The 14,894-nt window shown below is 36.3% G+C and carries 13 protein-coding genes and 1 pseudogene; 7 read left to right on the top strand and 7 right to left on the bottom strand.

Annotated features, from left to right (window positions below; translation table 11 throughout):
• Positions 1–11: 11 nt before the first annotated feature.
• The gene (locus BAMA_RS00285) at positions 12–1,514 is read left to right on the top strand and encodes a DUF4077 domain-containing protein (protein ID WP_034634899.1); all 1,503 of its coding nucleotides are present in this window, start codon (positions 12–14) and stop codon (positions 1,512–1,514) included.
• A gap of 157 nt (positions 1,515–1,671) precedes the next feature.
• A complete protein-coding gene (murB, locus tag BAMA_RS00280; RefSeq protein ID WP_034634897.1) occupies positions 1,672–2,589 on the top strand; it encodes a UDP-N-acetylmuramate dehydrogenase in 918 nt (305 codons plus the stop codon).
• A 117-nt stretch (positions 2,590–2,706) separates the two neighbouring features.
• Here the strand turns inward: murB and BAMA_RS00275 are convergent, their stop codons facing one another.
• Both BAMA_RS00275 and BAMA_RS00270 read right to left on the bottom strand, forming a co-directional pair.
• Positions 2,707–3,885, bottom strand: a complete 1,179-nt coding sequence (locus BAMA_RS00275) for an NAD(P)/FAD-dependent oxidoreductase (RefSeq protein WP_034634895.1) — start codon at positions 3,883–3,885, stop codon at positions 2,707–2,709.
• A gap of 43 nt (positions 3,886–3,928) precedes the next feature.
• On the bottom strand, positions 3,929–4,372 hold the full coding sequence (locus BAMA_RS00270) for a helical membrane plugin domain-containing protein (RefSeq protein ID WP_034634893.1): 444 nt from the start codon (positions 4,370–4,372) through the stop codon (positions 3,929–3,931).
• Between the two features lie 365 nt (positions 4,373–4,737).
• On the opposite strand from BAMA_RS00270, the pseudogene BAMA_RS25070 reads away from it, so the two are divergent.
• Both BAMA_RS25070 and BAMA_RS00265 read left to right on the top strand, forming a co-directional pair.
• Positions 4,738–4,866: pseudogene (locus BAMA_RS25070) on the top strand (aldo/keto reductase); the annotation flags it as partial.
• A gap of 110 nt (positions 4,867–4,976) precedes the next feature.
• Positions 4,977–5,537, top strand: a complete 561-nt coding sequence (locus tag BAMA_RS00265) for a biotin transporter BioY (protein WP_034634891.1) — start codon at positions 4,977–4,979, stop codon at positions 5,535–5,537.
• A gap of 33 nt (positions 5,538–5,570) precedes the next feature.
• Here the strand turns inward: BAMA_RS00265 and BAMA_RS00260 are convergent, their stop codons facing one another.
• A complete protein-coding gene (locus BAMA_RS00260) occupies positions 5,571–5,972 on the bottom strand; it encodes a hypothetical protein (RefSeq protein ID WP_034634890.1) in 402 nt (133 codons plus the stop codon).
• Between the two features lie 109 nt (positions 5,973–6,081).
• Positions 6,082–6,447 (bottom strand): YxeA family protein, encoded by a 366-nt coding sequence (locus BAMA_RS00255; RefSeq protein WP_034634888.1) that lies wholly within the window; start codon positions 6,445–6,447, stop codon positions 6,082–6,084.
• A gap of 228 nt (positions 6,448–6,675) precedes the next feature.
• Between BAMA_RS00255 and BAMA_RS00250 the strand changes: the two genes are divergently transcribed.
• The 3 genes from BAMA_RS00250 (at position 6,676) to BAMA_RS00240 (ending at position 11,126) form a co-directional block, all read left to right on the top strand.
• Positions 6,676–8,115 (top strand): alanine/glycine:cation symporter family protein, encoded by a 1,440-nt coding sequence (locus BAMA_RS00250; RefSeq protein ID WP_034634886.1) that lies wholly within the window; start codon positions 6,676–6,678, stop codon positions 8,113–8,115.
• A 296-nt stretch (positions 8,116–8,411) separates the two neighbouring features.
• Positions 8,412–9,593: a NupC/NupG family nucleoside CNT transporter gene (locus BAMA_RS00245; protein ID WP_034634885.1), complete on the top strand. Its 1,182-nt coding sequence runs from the start codon at positions 8,412–8,414 to the stop codon at positions 9,591–9,593.
• 351 nt (positions 9,594–9,944) lie between these two features.
• On the top strand, positions 9,945–11,126 hold the full coding sequence (locus BAMA_RS00240) for a NupC/NupG family nucleoside CNT transporter (protein WP_034634884.1): 1,182 nt from the start codon (positions 9,945–9,947) through the stop codon (positions 11,124–11,126).
• Positions 11,127–11,152: 26 nt separating this feature from the next.
• Here the strand turns inward: BAMA_RS00240 and BAMA_RS00235 are convergent, their stop codons facing one another.
• The 3 genes from BAMA_RS00235 to BAMA_RS00225 form a co-directional block, all read right to left on the bottom strand.
• Positions 11,153–12,310, bottom strand: coding sequence for a DUF418 domain-containing protein (locus BAMA_RS00235; protein WP_034634883.1), 1,158 nt, complete (start codon positions 12,308–12,310; stop codon positions 11,153–11,155).
• Between the two features lie 83 nt (positions 12,311–12,393).
• Positions 12,394–13,563, bottom strand: a complete 1,170-nt coding sequence (locus BAMA_RS00230) for a DUF418 domain-containing protein (RefSeq protein ID WP_034634882.1) — start codon at positions 13,561–13,563, stop codon at positions 12,394–12,396.
• Between the two features lie 116 nt (positions 13,564–13,679).
• Positions 13,680–14,849 (bottom strand): DUF418 domain-containing protein, encoded by a 1,170-nt coding sequence (locus tag BAMA_RS00225; protein WP_034634880.1) that lies wholly within the window; start codon positions 14,847–14,849, stop codon positions 13,680–13,682.
• Positions 14,850–14,894: the final 45 nt, after the last annotated feature.

Genomic DNA, 14,894 nt, shown 5'->3' with positions numbered 1-14,894 from the left:
GGGGGAAACCGATGGAGTGGTTAAAGAGAACGTGTTTTTCTAACCTTGAGCAAGAGAAGCAAAAGAACCATTTGTTATTCTTCATCATGATTTGTAGCTTTGTACTTGGACTTGGTTCGATTAGTTATTACGGATATACATTTACAGAACGAGCAATTGCGTTTTGGATTGGTGGTATTAGTTTAATGGGATTTGGCATTGGGCTATTATTTATACCGAAAATGGTTTCTATCTATAAATATGTGATGACTTTTATGTTACTAGCGATGTCATTCATTATGGTGCAAGCGTTCAATGAAACACCTGCTATGTTTCAAATGGTGTATTTCACACTTGCGGTCTCTTTAATCTACTTGAATGAGCGACTCATTTTAATGCTTGGAGGAGTGGCCGTTTTCTGTTCCTTCGTATTTTGTCACTTTTTCACAGAAGAGTTTTTTGCTTATACAACCGCATCTGAAGCGTTAAATTTTGCGTTGTTACTTGCAATTGTAACAATGGCGATGTGGGGAGTAACTCGAATTGGACAAAGTTTAATTCAGCGTCTACATAATGAGAAGCAAGAGGTATTGGAAAAAGCAGAAGAACTGGAGCGTACCCAGCAGCTAATTGAGGCGACTGTGTTAAAACTAGATGAACAGTTTGGTCATCTGAAAAATAATATGCATACATCGATGGCATCAATGGGAGATATTAATGAGGCGTTTGAAGAAGTAGCGGCCGGAACGCAGTCGCAATCAGAAATGATGTCGCGTTCAGTGACGGTGCTAAGTGAAATTGAAACGAACATTTCCCAAATTATTCAGCAAGTAAGGGAAGTTTCTGTAAGTGTAGATGAAAGTTTAGATGCTTCAAATGTGAGTGTAACAAAGCTAAAAAGCTTTGAAGAAAACATGAGAAGTTTAAATGATGTTGTCACGCAGTCAGGTCTTATTTTTGGAGAACTAATGGAGCAATCGAAAAAGATTACAGAAATTGTAGATGTGATAAAAAATATTTCTAATCAAACGAGTATGCTTGCGTTAAATGCAAATATTGAAGCCGCCCGTGCTGGTGAACATGGAAAAGGGTTTGCGATTGTTGCAAATGAAGTGTTAAAACTAGCGGAAGAATCGAATCGTTCTACGGGAAGAATTCAAGGGATTTTGCGAGACTTTAGTGAGCAGGCAAGCAAAGTGGATGAGCAAGTTCGAAAAGGTGAGCGTGTGCAAGAAGAATGTAATAACATGTTGTCTGAAGTCTTATCCAATGTAAATAATCTTGGTTCATTCATTCAATCCATTAATGGACTGATGACAGAAATTGTCACACATCAAGAAAACTTCCAAGTGAAAACAACAAATATTGTCCAAGATGTGACACATGCGACAGGCGTTATTCAAGAAACTTCAGCCGCAACAGAAGAAGTGTTGGTAAGTGTAGAAGAAGAAAAGAAACGAAATAATCGTTCTGTTGAAACGCTTGACGCTGTAGCGATGCAGGTTCAGCAGCTTGAAGATATTTTACGAAAATAAAGATGAAATACTACCCTTGAAAAGAGGGTAGTATTTTTTTGTATTTTTTTGACTTTTAAAGTTTCGTTCCATCTTTTCTTGATTAGGTGTAAGATATATAGTGTAAGAATTACTGCCCCAAAATCAATTATTTAATAGAAATAGAGGGTAATTCAAAATGAACAAAAATGAAATTTACAAACAGTTAAGTACGAAATTAAAAGCAGAAAATATAAAGCAAGATGAAATGTTACGCAACCATACGTTTATTAAATTAGGCGGGAAGGCTGATATTTTTGTAGCACCTTCTACGTATGAAGAAGTGCAGCATGTTATTCAATTTGCAGCAGAGCATAGTATTAAGATTACGTATTTAGGAAATGGAACGAACGTGATTATTAAGGATGGCGGTATTCGTGGCATTACGCTAAGCTTAGTGAAACTAACTGATGTAACTGTAACGGGGCAGACTATTGTGGCGCAAAGCGGAGCAGCGATTATTGATGTATCAAGAATAGCGTTAGATTATCGTTTAACGGGACTTGAGTTTGCTTGTGGTATTCCTGGAAGTGTTGGGGGTGCTTTATATATGAATGCAGGCGCGTACGGCGGTGAAATCTCATATGTATTAACAAAAGCACTTGTTATGACAAGAGAAGGAGAATTCAAGACGTTACTTCAAGATGACTTTGCGTTTGGCTATCGTAAAAGTGCATTTGCAAATAAGGATTACATTATTCTTGAAGCGACTTTTGAACTTGAAGATGGCAAGTATGAAGTAATTAAAGCGAAAATGGATGAATTAACGTATTTACGTGAATCAAAGCAACCACTTGAGTATCCGTCGTGTGGTAGTGTATTCAAACGCCCGCCAAATCATTTCGCTGGAAAATTGATTCAAGATAGCGGTCTGCAAGGAAAGCGTATTGGCGGTGTAGAAGTATCCACAAAGCATGCTGGATTTATGGTGAATGTTGATAACGGAACAGCGCAAGATTACATCGATTTAATTCAGTTTGTGCAAAAAACAGTAAAAGAAAAGTTTGATGTAGAGTTAGAAAGAGAAGTACGTATTATTGGTGAAGATAAAGAATAACAAGTGACCTTTACGTTGAAAAAATGACGTAAGGGTTTTGTTTTTGCAGGAAATACATCGTTTTTGACGAATACAATAAAAAAGCCTAAACGAAATGATTCGTTCAGGCAGATTGGATTAATAAGCTAAGCTAAATAGTCCTTTAATATGTGATAAGTAACGAACGTTACTTGCTTCTTTCATTAATGTTGCAGGCATACCTTTTAATGGGATAGAGTTTGCTCCAATTGTCGCAACTGCATCTTTGCGTCCTAAACTTGCAAGTGTACCAGAGTTTACTGGTGCGAACGTTTCGAATGCTTTTCCTTCTAAGTATGCAAATAAGTTGTAACCAATTAGCTCACCCATTTGCCATGCGATTTGTGCAGTTGGTGGATAAGGACGGCCATCCTCGCCAAAGTATACTGCGCTATCTCCTGCGATGAATACGTCGCTGTGAGAAGTTGATTGTAAGAATTCGTTTACAGTTGCACGACCGCGGTTTACTTCAAGGCCAGATTCGCCAACTAGTGGGTTTCCTTGTACGCCGCCTGTCCAAACGAATGTATTTGCAACGATTTTTTGACCGTCTTTTAAGTCAATTGTGTTGCCTTCTACATTTGTTACAGGAAGACCAGTTAAGAACGTAACGCCGCGGGATTCTAGGCTCTTCGTTGCGCGCTCGATTAAGTCGTCTGGTAAAACAGGAAGAATCTTTGGACCTGCTTCTACTAGTAATAATTTGATGTCTTTTGGATTTACGCCGTATTTCTTCGCAAGTTTTGGTGTTTCGTCCGCAAGCTCCCCAACTAACTCAACGCCAGTTAAGCCACCGCCTCCGATTAAGATTGTAGCATCTGCTTCATTCTTTGTTTCAGCGTAAGCGCGGATACGATCTTCTACATGATTAAAGATTTTGTTTGCATCTGCAGTAGATTTTAATACCATACTATGTTCTTCTAGTCCAGGAATACCGAAGTAAGCCGTTTTACTTCCTAATGCAACAACAAGTGCGTCATAGCTAAGTGTTGTGCTTCCTACTAGTTTTACTTCCTTCTTATCAACAGAGAAAGATTCAACAGTTGCGATTTTTAAATCTACATCTAATCCTTTTAGAAGCTTTTCAATTGGCATTGCAATTGCCTTCTCTGTGATGTTACCAGCTGCAAGGCGGTGTAGTTCTGTAATGATTTGGTGCGTTGGGTATTGGTTAATTACAGTAACTTGTGCTTCAGACTTGCTGTAGTATTTACGAATGTTTTGAGCGGCAAGAAGTCCGCCGTAACCTGCGCCTAAGATGACGATTTTTTTAGTCATAATAAATATCCCCCGTTTTTACGAATTGTTGTGTAAAAAAGAATTATTTATGATTATTGCGTTCTGCCGTAACTTGCAGATAAGCATTCACAAAACGGAATAGCTTTTGTGCTTGTGGGTCTTTTAACATTTTTAAAAGGCCAAACAGACCGATTACTTCATTGCTTTCTTCCGCACGATCTTTTGCTTCAATTGCAGTTGCGGCAACTGTCTTTACTGTTTCTGTTACAGGTTCCATGATTTCTTGAACCGCGTGAACTGTATCGTTCTTTAAGACTTCATCCGTCGCTACCGCTTGAGCAAAGTCATAAGACTTCGTTAAGATGTTAACAAGTTCTGTTAATTTAGGAAGTTGTTCTACTAACGTTGTTAAAGATTCTTGTACTTCAGGCTTTAATAGCTGATCAAGTACATCTAATTGTGCTTGGCTAGCAGCAACTTGTACTACTTCTTGCTCCGGCTTTGTTTGAGTGATAGTTTCTGGCATCTCCAATTCTCCTTTTCACATACATGTTGTTTTTGTAGGAATTGAATCCCCTTATGTAGGTAAAGTGTTATTTTTTGCAACACAAGAAAAAGCCTTTCCACTTACAGTCCTACATTGTAAATGAAAACACATCCGCACATTACCTACTATTTCCTCGGACAGAAACATGTCCTTAATTGAATATAGTTTCTATTATATACTATATAGACTCATCATAACATAAAAATGATTTTTAATTGTTTGATTATGTGCGCAATTCGTTGTATTGGTAGGGTTTTCATTTTAAAATTTTTTGTTCATTCATTAAAGTTGGTTACTCATATTTAGTTTTTCGAAAAAATAAATGGATTTATGTATGGGAAAATAAATATCGCATTATTGAAGATGCAAATGTATTTGATTTTGAATTAATGGAAGAGGATATGAAACGGATTGATGCATTAAATCAAAATGAACGCGTAGGTCTAAATCCGAATAACTTCAATTTTAATTAAATATAACGAAAAATCTGTATATTCTTACGGAAAATGTTTACTCCCTATTTATAATGCGATATCTTAGAAAATATAATAGAAAAAATGGCGTATTCAATAAGGGGGATCACATGCATAATCAAAGAACGAATCGATTTCGTATGTTAATTGTATCAGCTTTATTTGCAGCAATTATCGGTATACTGGCGCAAGTGACAATTCCGTTGCCATATGTCCCAATAACAGGGCAAACACTAGCGGTTGGTCTTGCAGCAACGATTTTAGGGTCGCGTTATGGTACGTTATCTGTTATTATTTATGTCCTACTTGGGGCGATTGGAGCTCCTGTATATTCTGGATTTAGCGGGGGACTAGGAGTGTTAATTGGTCCAACAGGTGGATATTTATTTGGCTTTATTCCAACTGCATTTCTTATCGGATTGCTAATGGAGAAGACGAGGTTTACACTGTGGAACGCACTTATTGCTAATACTTTAGGAACGTTTCTTACGTTAGTAATTGGGACAACTTTCTTGAAATATGCAGCTTCGCTTAGCTGGGAAGCGGCGTTTCTAAGTGGATTTCTTCCATTTATCATCGTTGGTTTTATTAAATCAGCGTTAGCAGCTTGGATTGGAATAAAAGTAAGAGAAGGATTAGTTCGCGCAAAAATGATTACGCAAAGTGTATAACGAAAAAAGCGCTGGCATGTGCCCGCGCTTTTTCTATTCTAACAATGTTGCGACCATGTGAAGAGATCCTTGAGAACCATCATTATTCTGTACGGAAATGCTATATTCTCCTTCAGGTAGCCAATCGGCATATGAAAAGCTAAATAAGTTTGTCATACTTTGTCCAGGTTCTAAACGGCCACTGCCAATTACGGTATCTTCAGGACTTTTAATAGTGAATCTAAAAGTAGTTGTTCCCTTATTATGTAAGTCGATTTTTAAATCGGAAATACCTTTGTAGTCGAAACCTGTTCTTGTACTGCCATCAAACGTTATCTCATGATTTGCTAGTGAACTTGTAATTATTTTCTGCTCAGCTTTTGCGTGAAGTGCTGTAGTTGTTCCGAAACTAGTTAAGATAAAAATGGCAGAGCTGATAAGAAATCGTTTTATCATGTAAATTCTCCTTTTTAGTACATGATAACATTTAATATACAAATAAAACCTTTATATATAAAAATTTACATTTAACTATAAAAAAGCGTCGGCACAAGCCGACACTTTTTTATAATCCTAATTCTTTTTTCGCAGCAGCTGGAATTTCTTCTGGTTGAACTTCCATCCAGCTCTTACCGTTTTGACCTTTTGCAGTCACTTTTAAATAAGCGCCCTGGCGTAAGTCTTTCGTTACGTGAATCGTAATGTCTTGCTTTTTACCGTCTGTATTATAGCCTGTGAAGTTGTGCTCGTATTTCTCACTATTTTCACGAATGTTATCTTTCCCTAAATGCTTACCGTCTTCTTTTACGACTGTATAGTAATCGTCCATTTTCACAAGTGGGTTTAAGCGATCAACCATAACGCCACCTTTTAATAGAAATGCACCGGTTGCTGCGACAAATAGTGCAATGATAATAATGAATTTTTTCATTGTATAATTCCTCCTTGTTGTAAAACGCTCTACATCTATTAAAACGTATGATGAAAAAATGAACGATCGATTCTCCTTACAAGAGGATTACAAATGTGTAAGATTATCAATGTCACATATGGTAACAATTACATGTTAGGTTTTCTAACATCATCTTGTCGAAAATTGTTGATTCTTAAAAGTTTTTAGAATATAATCGTATTATTGTGAGAAGAGGAGGGAACAACTATGGAGATGTTAGGTAAGTTTATCGGAGAGACGAACAATATTCTTTGGTCTTATATTATTATTGCAATGTTAATTGGCGTAGGTCTTTATTTTTCTTTTCGTTTAAAGTTCGTTCAAATTCGTTATTTTTGGGAAATGGTTCGTCTATTAGGAGATGGAGCAAGTTCGAAAACACGTAAAGAGCATAAATCGAAAGGGAGCGTTTCTTCGTTTCAAGCATTTTGCATGAGTACGGCTTCTCGTGTTGGAGTAGGAAACCTAGCGGGGGTTGCGATTGCAATTACAGCTGGTGGACCTGGTGCGGTATTTTGGATGTGGTTAATCGCGGTAATCGGTGGTGCGTCTGCGTTTGTTGAGAGTACATTAGCACAAATTTACAAAGTGAAAGATGGAAGTACATTCCGCGGAGGACCAGCGTATTATATGGAAAAAGGTTTAAACAAACGTTGGCTTGGAGCGATTTTCTCAGTTTTAATTACAATTAGCTTCGGTTTAATTTTCAATGCCGTGCAATCAAATACAGTTGCAGCAGCATTTGACGAAGCATTTCATACAGATGGAAAAATGATTGGCCTTGTAATGGCTGGAATGTTAGCACTTATTATTTTCGGTGGTGTAAAACGTATTGCACGTGCGGTGGAAATGATTGTTCCAGTGATGGCACTTATTTATGTAGGGGTTGCATTATTTGTTGTTATCACAAACATTACAATGATTCCGTCAGTATTTAAAGAAATTATGCTACATGCTTTTGGTATTAAAGAAGTAGTTGGTGGTGGCTTAGGGGCAGCAATTTTACTTGGGGTAAAACGTGGTTTATTCTCGAATGAAGCAGGTATGGGTAGTGCGCCAAACGCAGCAGCAACTGCAAACGTAACGCACCCAGTTAAACAAGGTTTCATTCAAACATTAGGGGTATTTACAGATACATTATTAATTTGTAGTTGTACAGCATTTATCATCTTACTATCGGATATTCCAGGAGCTAGCGAATTAAATGGTATTCAGTTAACGCAGCAAGCATTAAGTCAGCATATTGGATCTTGGGCTTCTATTTTTATTGCCATTGCGATTTTCTTATTTGCATTTAGTTCACTTGTTGGAAACTATTACTATGGTGAAACGAACATCGAGTTCTTAAGTGGGAATAAAAAGGTATTAATGGCTTATCGTTTCGTAGTACTTGGAATGGTTATGTTAGGTTCTGTAGCAACAATTCAAATCGTATGGGATCTAGCGGATTTATTTATGGGTCTTATGGCTGTTGTAAACTTAATTGCAATTGTCTTCCTTTCTAAGTTTGCATTTGCAGCATTAGCAGATTATATTAAGCAAAAAAATGCTGGAAAAGATCCGGTCTTCTCTGCAAGTTCTATCCCGGGCTTAAAAAATACAGAGTGTTGGGGAGAAGAAGCAGGCAAGGAACAAAAGGTTGGTTAATGTTTCATGATCGATTATATTGGATAAAATGAGAGTCTTAGGGAAATCCTAAGGCTCTTTTTCTATTTTGAAACAATAAAAACGGGAATTTATTTGAAAACATATATTTTTTTGTTGAAAAAGGAGATAAAGTGATAAAAAAACGAACATTCTAAGGAAAAACTTAAAAAATTTTAATATTTTTGTGGAAAAGAATTTATTTTATGTTAGAATGGATAATGGCTTTGGAGATGAACGGATTCTTTTTCAATTTCCATGGTCAGACGTTCAACGTATAAAACGGAGGAATATATCATATGAAATTTGTTATGTTTCTTGTAGGTTTACTCGTAGTGTTTATACTCGGTTTTCTTGCAAGTGCAGATCGTAAAAAAATTAAATATAAACCAATCGCAATGATGCTTGTTATTCAGCTAGCGCTTGCGTACTTCTTATTAAATACATCAGTCGGACTTATTTTAATTACAGGGGTTTCGAATTTATTTGGGGAATTACTGAAATATGCGGAATCTGGTATCGTTTTCGTATTTGGTGGCCTTGTGAATGAAGGGGAAAGTTCATTCTTCTTAACGGCGATGTTACCAATTGTATTTTTCGCAGTACTAATTGGAATGCTACAACACTTTAAAATTTTACCAATCTTTATCCGCTCAGTTGGATTTTTACTAAGTAAAGTGAACGGACTTGGGAAATTAGAATCATATAACGCAGTCGCAGCAGCACTTGTTGGACAAGCGGAAGTATTTATTACAGTAAAAGATCAATTAAGCAAAATTCCAAAACATCGTTTATACACACTTTGTGCGTCTTCGATGTCAACAGTATCGATGTCAATCGTTGGTGCTTACATGAACATGATTGACCCGAAATTCGTTGTAACAGCACTTGTGTTAAACCTATTCAGTGGTTTCATTATCGTTCATATTATTAATCCGTACGACTTAACGGAAGAAGAAGATAAGCTAGAATTAGAAAATAAAAAGAAGCAATCATTCTTTGAGATGCTTGGCGAATATATTATGCTTGGTTTCAAAGTTGCAATTACAGTTACAGCAATGTTACTTGGATTTGTAGCGTTAATTACGGCAGTAAACAGTATTTTTGATGCAGCATTTGGCATCACATTCCAAGAAATCTTAGGCTATGTGTTTGCACCATTAGCATTTGTAATGGGTATTCCTTCATCCGAAATGGTAGCAGCAGGACAAATTATGGCAACAAAACTTGTTACGAATGAATTTGTAGCGATGCTTGACCTTGCGAAAGTGGGAGCAGACTTATCAAATCGTACAGTTGGTATGTTATCTGTATTCCTTGTATCATTTGCGAACTTCTCATCTATCGGTATTATCGCTGGTGCAACGAAAGGTATTGATGAAAATCAATCAAACGTCGTATCATCATTTGGTTTAAAACTTGTATACGGCGCAACATTAGTGAGTATTTTATCAGCAATCATTGTTGGGGTAATGTTATAATATACATGTGAAAACGCAATGGGCAAAGGCCTATTGCGTTTTATTTTTTTGCAGGATATGTGTAGAAATCGTTAAATTGCTTCAATAGAGAAATAGACTAGAAGTGAGGGAGAAATTGACAGAAACTTTTTCGAAAAAATATATTGCATTTTCTAAAGATAACGCTTACAATTTGTTTATAGCTGGTATCAATCCCACAAGGTGGGAGAGGTAGCACTTATATTTTACAGTTGGTTGTAAACGATTACATTTTTAAGGTGAAAATAGTTTTTGGGGCTTTATTTTTAACATACGTTGTCTGACGTCATTCGTTAGATGACCGATAACAGACAGATGATGGAGGGTTCACATATGAAACTCGTAATGTTTCTAGTAGGTTTATTTGTTGTATTTGTACTAGGATTTTTAGCAAGTACAGATCGTAAAAATATTAAATATAAGCCAATTGCACTTATGCTTGTTATCCAGTTAGGTTTAGCTTACTTCTTACTAAATACGAAAGTCGGATATGTATTAGTAAAAGGAATAGCAGATGGATTTGGTGCCATTTTAGGATATGCGGGAGCGGGGATTAACTTTGTATTCGGCGGTTTAGCAAATGATGGAGAAGCACCATTCTTCTTAACAGTATTATTACCAATTATTTTCTTAGCAGTACTAATTGGGATTTTACAACATATTAAAATTTTACCAATCATCATCCGTGCGGTAGGTTTCTTATTAAGTAAAGTGAACGGTTTAGGAAGACTAGAATCATATAACGCAGTGGCAGCGGCAATTGTTGGACAAGGCGAAGTATTTATTACAGTAAAAGATCAATTAAGTAAATTACCAAAGAATCGTCTCTATACACTTTGTGCATCATCCATGTCAACAGTATCGATGTCAATCGTTGGTGCTTACATGCAAATGATTGATCCAAAGTATGTTGTAACAGCACTTGTATTAAACTTATTCAGTGGTTTCATTATCATTCACATCATTAATCCATACGATGTGTCTGAAGAAGAAGACATTTTAGAATTACATGAAGAAAAAGGTCAAACATTCTTCCAAATGCTTGGCGAGTACATTATGTTAGGTTTCTCAATTGCAGTAACAGTTGCGGCAATGTTAATCGGTTTCGTAGCATTAATTACAGCAATTAACGGTATCTTTGATGCAGCATTTGGTATTACGTTCCAAGAGATTTTAGGTTATGTATTCTCACCAGTAGCATTCATCATGGGTATCCCAGCATCTGAAATGTTAGCGGCTGGACAAATTATGGCAACAAAACTTGTAACAAACGAATTCGTAGCGATGCTTGATCTAGGAAAAGTAGCAGCGGACTTATCAGATCGTACAGTTGGTATCTTATCTGTATTCTTAGTATCATTCGCAAACTTCTCTTCTATCGGTATCATCGCTGGTGCAACGAAGAGTATCGACAATAATCAAGCAAATGTAGTATCATCATTTGGTTTAAAACTTGTATACGGTGCAACGTTAGTAAGTATCCTATCAGCGATTATCGTTGGGGTTATGTTATAAGATGACAAAAAGCAATGAGCGTGGGCTCATTGCTTTTTTCTTATGAAAGTAGGTCTTTTCCAGTATGTCCCGAAACGCCAAATATATTCTATCGGCCCTATGTAGAATTTTGTTAGCCAATACGTACTGAAGAAGGCTTGAGCGGTATAGATGATAATTGTGAGTAGTAAACCGTAAAAGGCGCCTAACTTTCCAGCTAAACTAAAGCCGTAAGAATAGAAAAGAGTTGTTGTAATAAGAGACTGCATTACGTAATTTGTAATGCACATTTTTCCAACGTTTGCGAAGTAACGAGAAACAACCACCATTTGCCCATGTTGAACAAATAAAATAATAGATGTTGTATAGAAAATAGCCATGCTAAGCGGTGTAATGCCATCATGCAGCATTGTAACAATTGGATGTTCTAAAAAGAGCCCGATAATTTTAATAGAAAATGAAAGTGTAGCACTCCATATCCACACTTTCCATATAGATTGCGTATAGTTAGAAAGGTTATATAACCATTCTTTTTTCCCGACATACATACCAAACAAAAGGTTGGGAAGGAGTGTAAAACCCCAGCCAAGTGCATCCGTAAATAATTCAATCCACTCTTGCGTCGGTTTTTCTTCGTAATGTTCATCGAAAACTCTAAATTTGATGTGTTCTGTATAACTACCTTCTATATGAACTTCTGCCTCAGTTATTTCATACTCACTTATGTCATCATATTCGAATGATTCATCATCTATTGGATAACTGAACGCAGTATAAAGTAAGAAAATGAAACTAGCCCATATGAATATTGTTTTCGGTTTCCGATTTAAGAACATCGTTAAAATAATACCAATCATTCCGTAAGCAAGTAATATATCGCCATCCCATATGAAAATAGTATGTATAAGACCAAAAAGAATTAGTAGACTAATTCTGCGAAAATAAATGGGGAAGAAGGATTCTTGATGTGTATGAGCTCTTTTCTGTAGCATCACAATGCTAATCCCGAATAAAAAAGAGAACAGTGTAATAAAATTCCCGACTGCAAAAAAATTAATGTACTCTTCAATTAAGAAGTCTAAAGAAGGAAGCTCGTACTCAGGATATGATTCGAAACCGTATTTGAAATACGTCATATTCACTACTAAAATGCCCAAAAGGGAAAAACCTCTAATAATATCAAGTACTTCGATACGTTGCTGCATATGTAATTCCTCTCTGTTGTTGAATGTTTAACTAGCTTAATATAAAAAATGGTTCCAGTATAGTACCGGAACCGCTTTTCGTGTTAAGAAGCTTTTTTATTTTGCTTAAACGTAGGACGTCTCCAGTACGTCCAAAGTCGCCATACATATTCTACTGGACCCATCCGGAACCTTTGTAGCCAGTACGTACTCGCAAATAATTGAATGGTATAAATGGTTACTGTCAGTACAAGGCCGAAAAATAGCCCGATTTTACCAAATAATCCAAAGCCGTAAGCGTAAAAAATGGTTGTGGCAATAATCGATTGCATTAAGTAGTTTGTAACTGACATTTTCCCCATGTTCGCCATATGTTGAAATAAGCGAGGTGCTTTTTTCGCATGGACGAGCAATATGATGGAACTTGCGTAAAAGAGTGCCATCGCTAAATGAGATACGCTATCTTTTAGCATAACTGCAATTGGTTGTTCTGTTACTAATGCAATAATCTTAACCGAAAAAGAAAATAAGCCAGTTGTTAGACATACCTTTTGGATGAAAGGTATATGTTTTTCAATTTGAAACAGCCATCCTTTTTTCGCAACATACATCCCAAATAAGAATGTAGGTAATAAGTAAATGACCATAAGTATACTGAAAAGAATAATAGTAAACGGTCCACTAAGGTCAGTACCTTCGAAAGGATCTTCTGTCATACGGAACGTCACATGATCAATATAACTACCATTTTCATGAATGTGTTGTTCTTTTTTTATGTATGTTCCAAAATCAGTAAAGTCGTCTGAACTGGATTCTGAAGGGTATGTTGTAAGCATCATAAGTCCAAGGAGAATGATGGTCCAAATGAGTAATGTTTTTGGTTTACGGTTAATGAACATCATAAGAAAAATGCCTACTACACCGTAAGAAAATAAAATGTCGCCATCCCAAATAAAAGTCAGATGAAGAAAGCCCATAGCTAGTAAAAGGATCATTCTACGTGTATAAATGGGGAAGAATCGCCTTTCTTTTTTTACAACGCTATTTTGAAGCATGATGATGCTAACGCCAAATAGAAATGAGAATAAAGCGATAAAGTTGCCAGTTCCAAAAAATTCAATGAACCAATCGGCACCTTGGTCAAATGGTTCAAAAATATAAGGTGTTTTTTCACTGCCAAACATACCAAACTGAAACAGTGTCATGTTCACGAGCAAAATACCAAATAAAGCAAATCCACGAACAGCGTCGATAGCTTCTATACGTTGATTCATATATATTCGTCCTTCCTATCTAGTAGTCTATTTACGAAAATCATACTACAAATAGAAGGAGTACAATGTGTAGAAGGGATACATTTAAGCTAATTTTAATGAGTTATTAAGGCTCGTTAAGACACTTCGCTTTTCTTCCGAAAGGTAGGCTTTTTCCAGTACGTTCCGAGTCGCCATACATACTCTACTGGTCCCATACGAAATTTCTTCAGCCAGTACGTACTCACCACTAGTTGAATAACGTAGATGACTATCGTTAGTACGATACCGAAAAATAGTCCAATATCACCAAACAATCCAAGGCCATACGCGTAGAAAATAGTCGTAGCGATAATGGATTGTGTTAAATAGTTTGAGACAGACATTTTCCCCATATTTGCCATGTACTTGAATAAACGCGGTGCTTTTTTCGCATGGATAAGTAAAATAATTGAAGTCGCATAAAAAAGTGCCATTGTAAAATGTGTGACACTGTCCTTTAACATTACGAGAATGGGGTGTTCGACTAGTAAAGCAGAAATTTTAATGCTAAAAGAAAAGATACCAGTTGTAAGCCACACTTTTTTGGTAAAAGATATATGTTTATCTATTTGAAATAGCCATCCTTTTTTTGCGACATACATGCCTAGTAGGAAAATCGGTGCAACAGTGATGATGGCAAACAGGCTGATTATAAGCATAGTGAAAGGCCCAGAAGTATCCATGGATTGAAATGGGGTTTCCGTTGCACGAAAGATAACATGATCTACATAAGTCCCTGTTTCATGAATATGTTGTTCTTTTTCGATATAAGCCGCAAAATCCTCTACCATGTTTGTTTCTGGTTCATAAGGATAAGTGAGTAGCATCGTAAAAGTTAGTAAAATACAGGACCAGATGAGTAATGTTTTTGGTTTACGGTTAATGAACACTGCTAAAAAAATACCCATTAGTCCGTAAGAAAATAAAATATCACCAATCCAAATAAAAGTGACGTGAAGATAGCCAAGAATAAGTAAGATGATAATTCTGCGTGTATAGACGGGGAAGAAACGTTTTTCTTTTTTTAAAACACTACTTTGAAGCATAATAATGCTTACTCCAAATAAGAAGGAGAATAGCGAGATGAAATTACCAGAACCGAAAAATTGAATGAACCAATCAGCTCCTTGATCAAATGATTTAAATGTATAGGGTAATTGTTTGCTGGCAGCCATTCCAAATTGAAAAAAAGTCATATTTACAAGCAAAATACCAAATAAAGCAAATCCACGAACAGCGTCGATAGCTTCTATACGTTGATTCATTAGTACAGCACCTTCCTCTCTAATGAGTAATTCTTTCTGAGATAA

The organism is Bacillus manliponensis, assembly GCF_000712595.1.
Taxonomy (GTDB): domain Bacteria; phylum Bacillota; class Bacilli; order Bacillales; family Bacillaceae_G; genus Bacillus_A; species Bacillus_A manliponensis.
Note: the sequence above shows the minus strand (reverse complement) of the source record. Positions and strands in the feature narration are given on the sequence as shown.

Coding starts and splice junctions, on each gene's coding strand:
- BAMA_RS00285 (WP_034634899.1), top strand. CDS start 12: ATGGAGTGGTTAAAGAGAACGTGTTTTTCTAACCTTGAGCAAGAGAAG.
- murB (WP_034634897.1), top strand. CDS start 1,672: ATGAACAAAAATGAAATTTACAAACAGTTAAGTACGAAATTAAAAGCA.
- BAMA_RS00275 (WP_034634895.1), bottom strand. CDS start 3,885: ATGACTAAAAAAATCGTCATCTTAGGCGCAGGTTACGGCGGACTTCTT.
- BAMA_RS00270 (WP_034634893.1), bottom strand. CDS start 4,372: ATGCCAGAAACTATCACTCAAACAAAGCCGGAGCAAGAAGTAGTACAA.
- BAMA_RS00265 (WP_034634891.1), top strand. CDS start 4,977: ATGCATAATCAAAGAACGAATCGATTTCGTATGTTAATTGTATCAGCT.
- BAMA_RS00260 (WP_034634890.1), bottom strand. CDS start 5,972: ATGATAAAACGATTTCTTATCAGCTCTGCCATTTTTATCTTAACTAGT.
- BAMA_RS00255 (WP_034634888.1), bottom strand. CDS start 6,447: ATGAAAAAATTCATTATTATCATTGCACTATTTGTCGCAGCAACCGGT.
- BAMA_RS00250 (WP_034634886.1), top strand. CDS start 6,676: ATGGAGATGTTAGGTAAGTTTATCGGAGAGACGAACAATATTCTTTGG.
- BAMA_RS00245 (WP_034634885.1), top strand. CDS start 8,412: ATGAAATTTGTTATGTTTCTTGTAGGTTTACTCGTAGTGTTTATACTC.
- BAMA_RS00240 (WP_034634884.1), top strand. CDS start 9,945: ATGAAACTCGTAATGTTTCTAGTAGGTTTATTTGTTGTATTTGTACTA.
- BAMA_RS00235 (WP_034634883.1), bottom strand. CDS start 12,310: ATGCAGCAACGTATCGAAGTACTTGATATTATTAGAGGTTTTTCCCTT.
- BAMA_RS00230 (WP_034634882.1), bottom strand. CDS start 13,563: ATGAATCAACGTATAGAAGCTATCGACGCTGTTCGTGGATTTGCTTTA.
- BAMA_RS00225 (WP_034634880.1), bottom strand. CDS start 14,849: ATGAATCAACGTATAGAAGCTATCGACGCTGTTCGTGGATTTGCTTTA.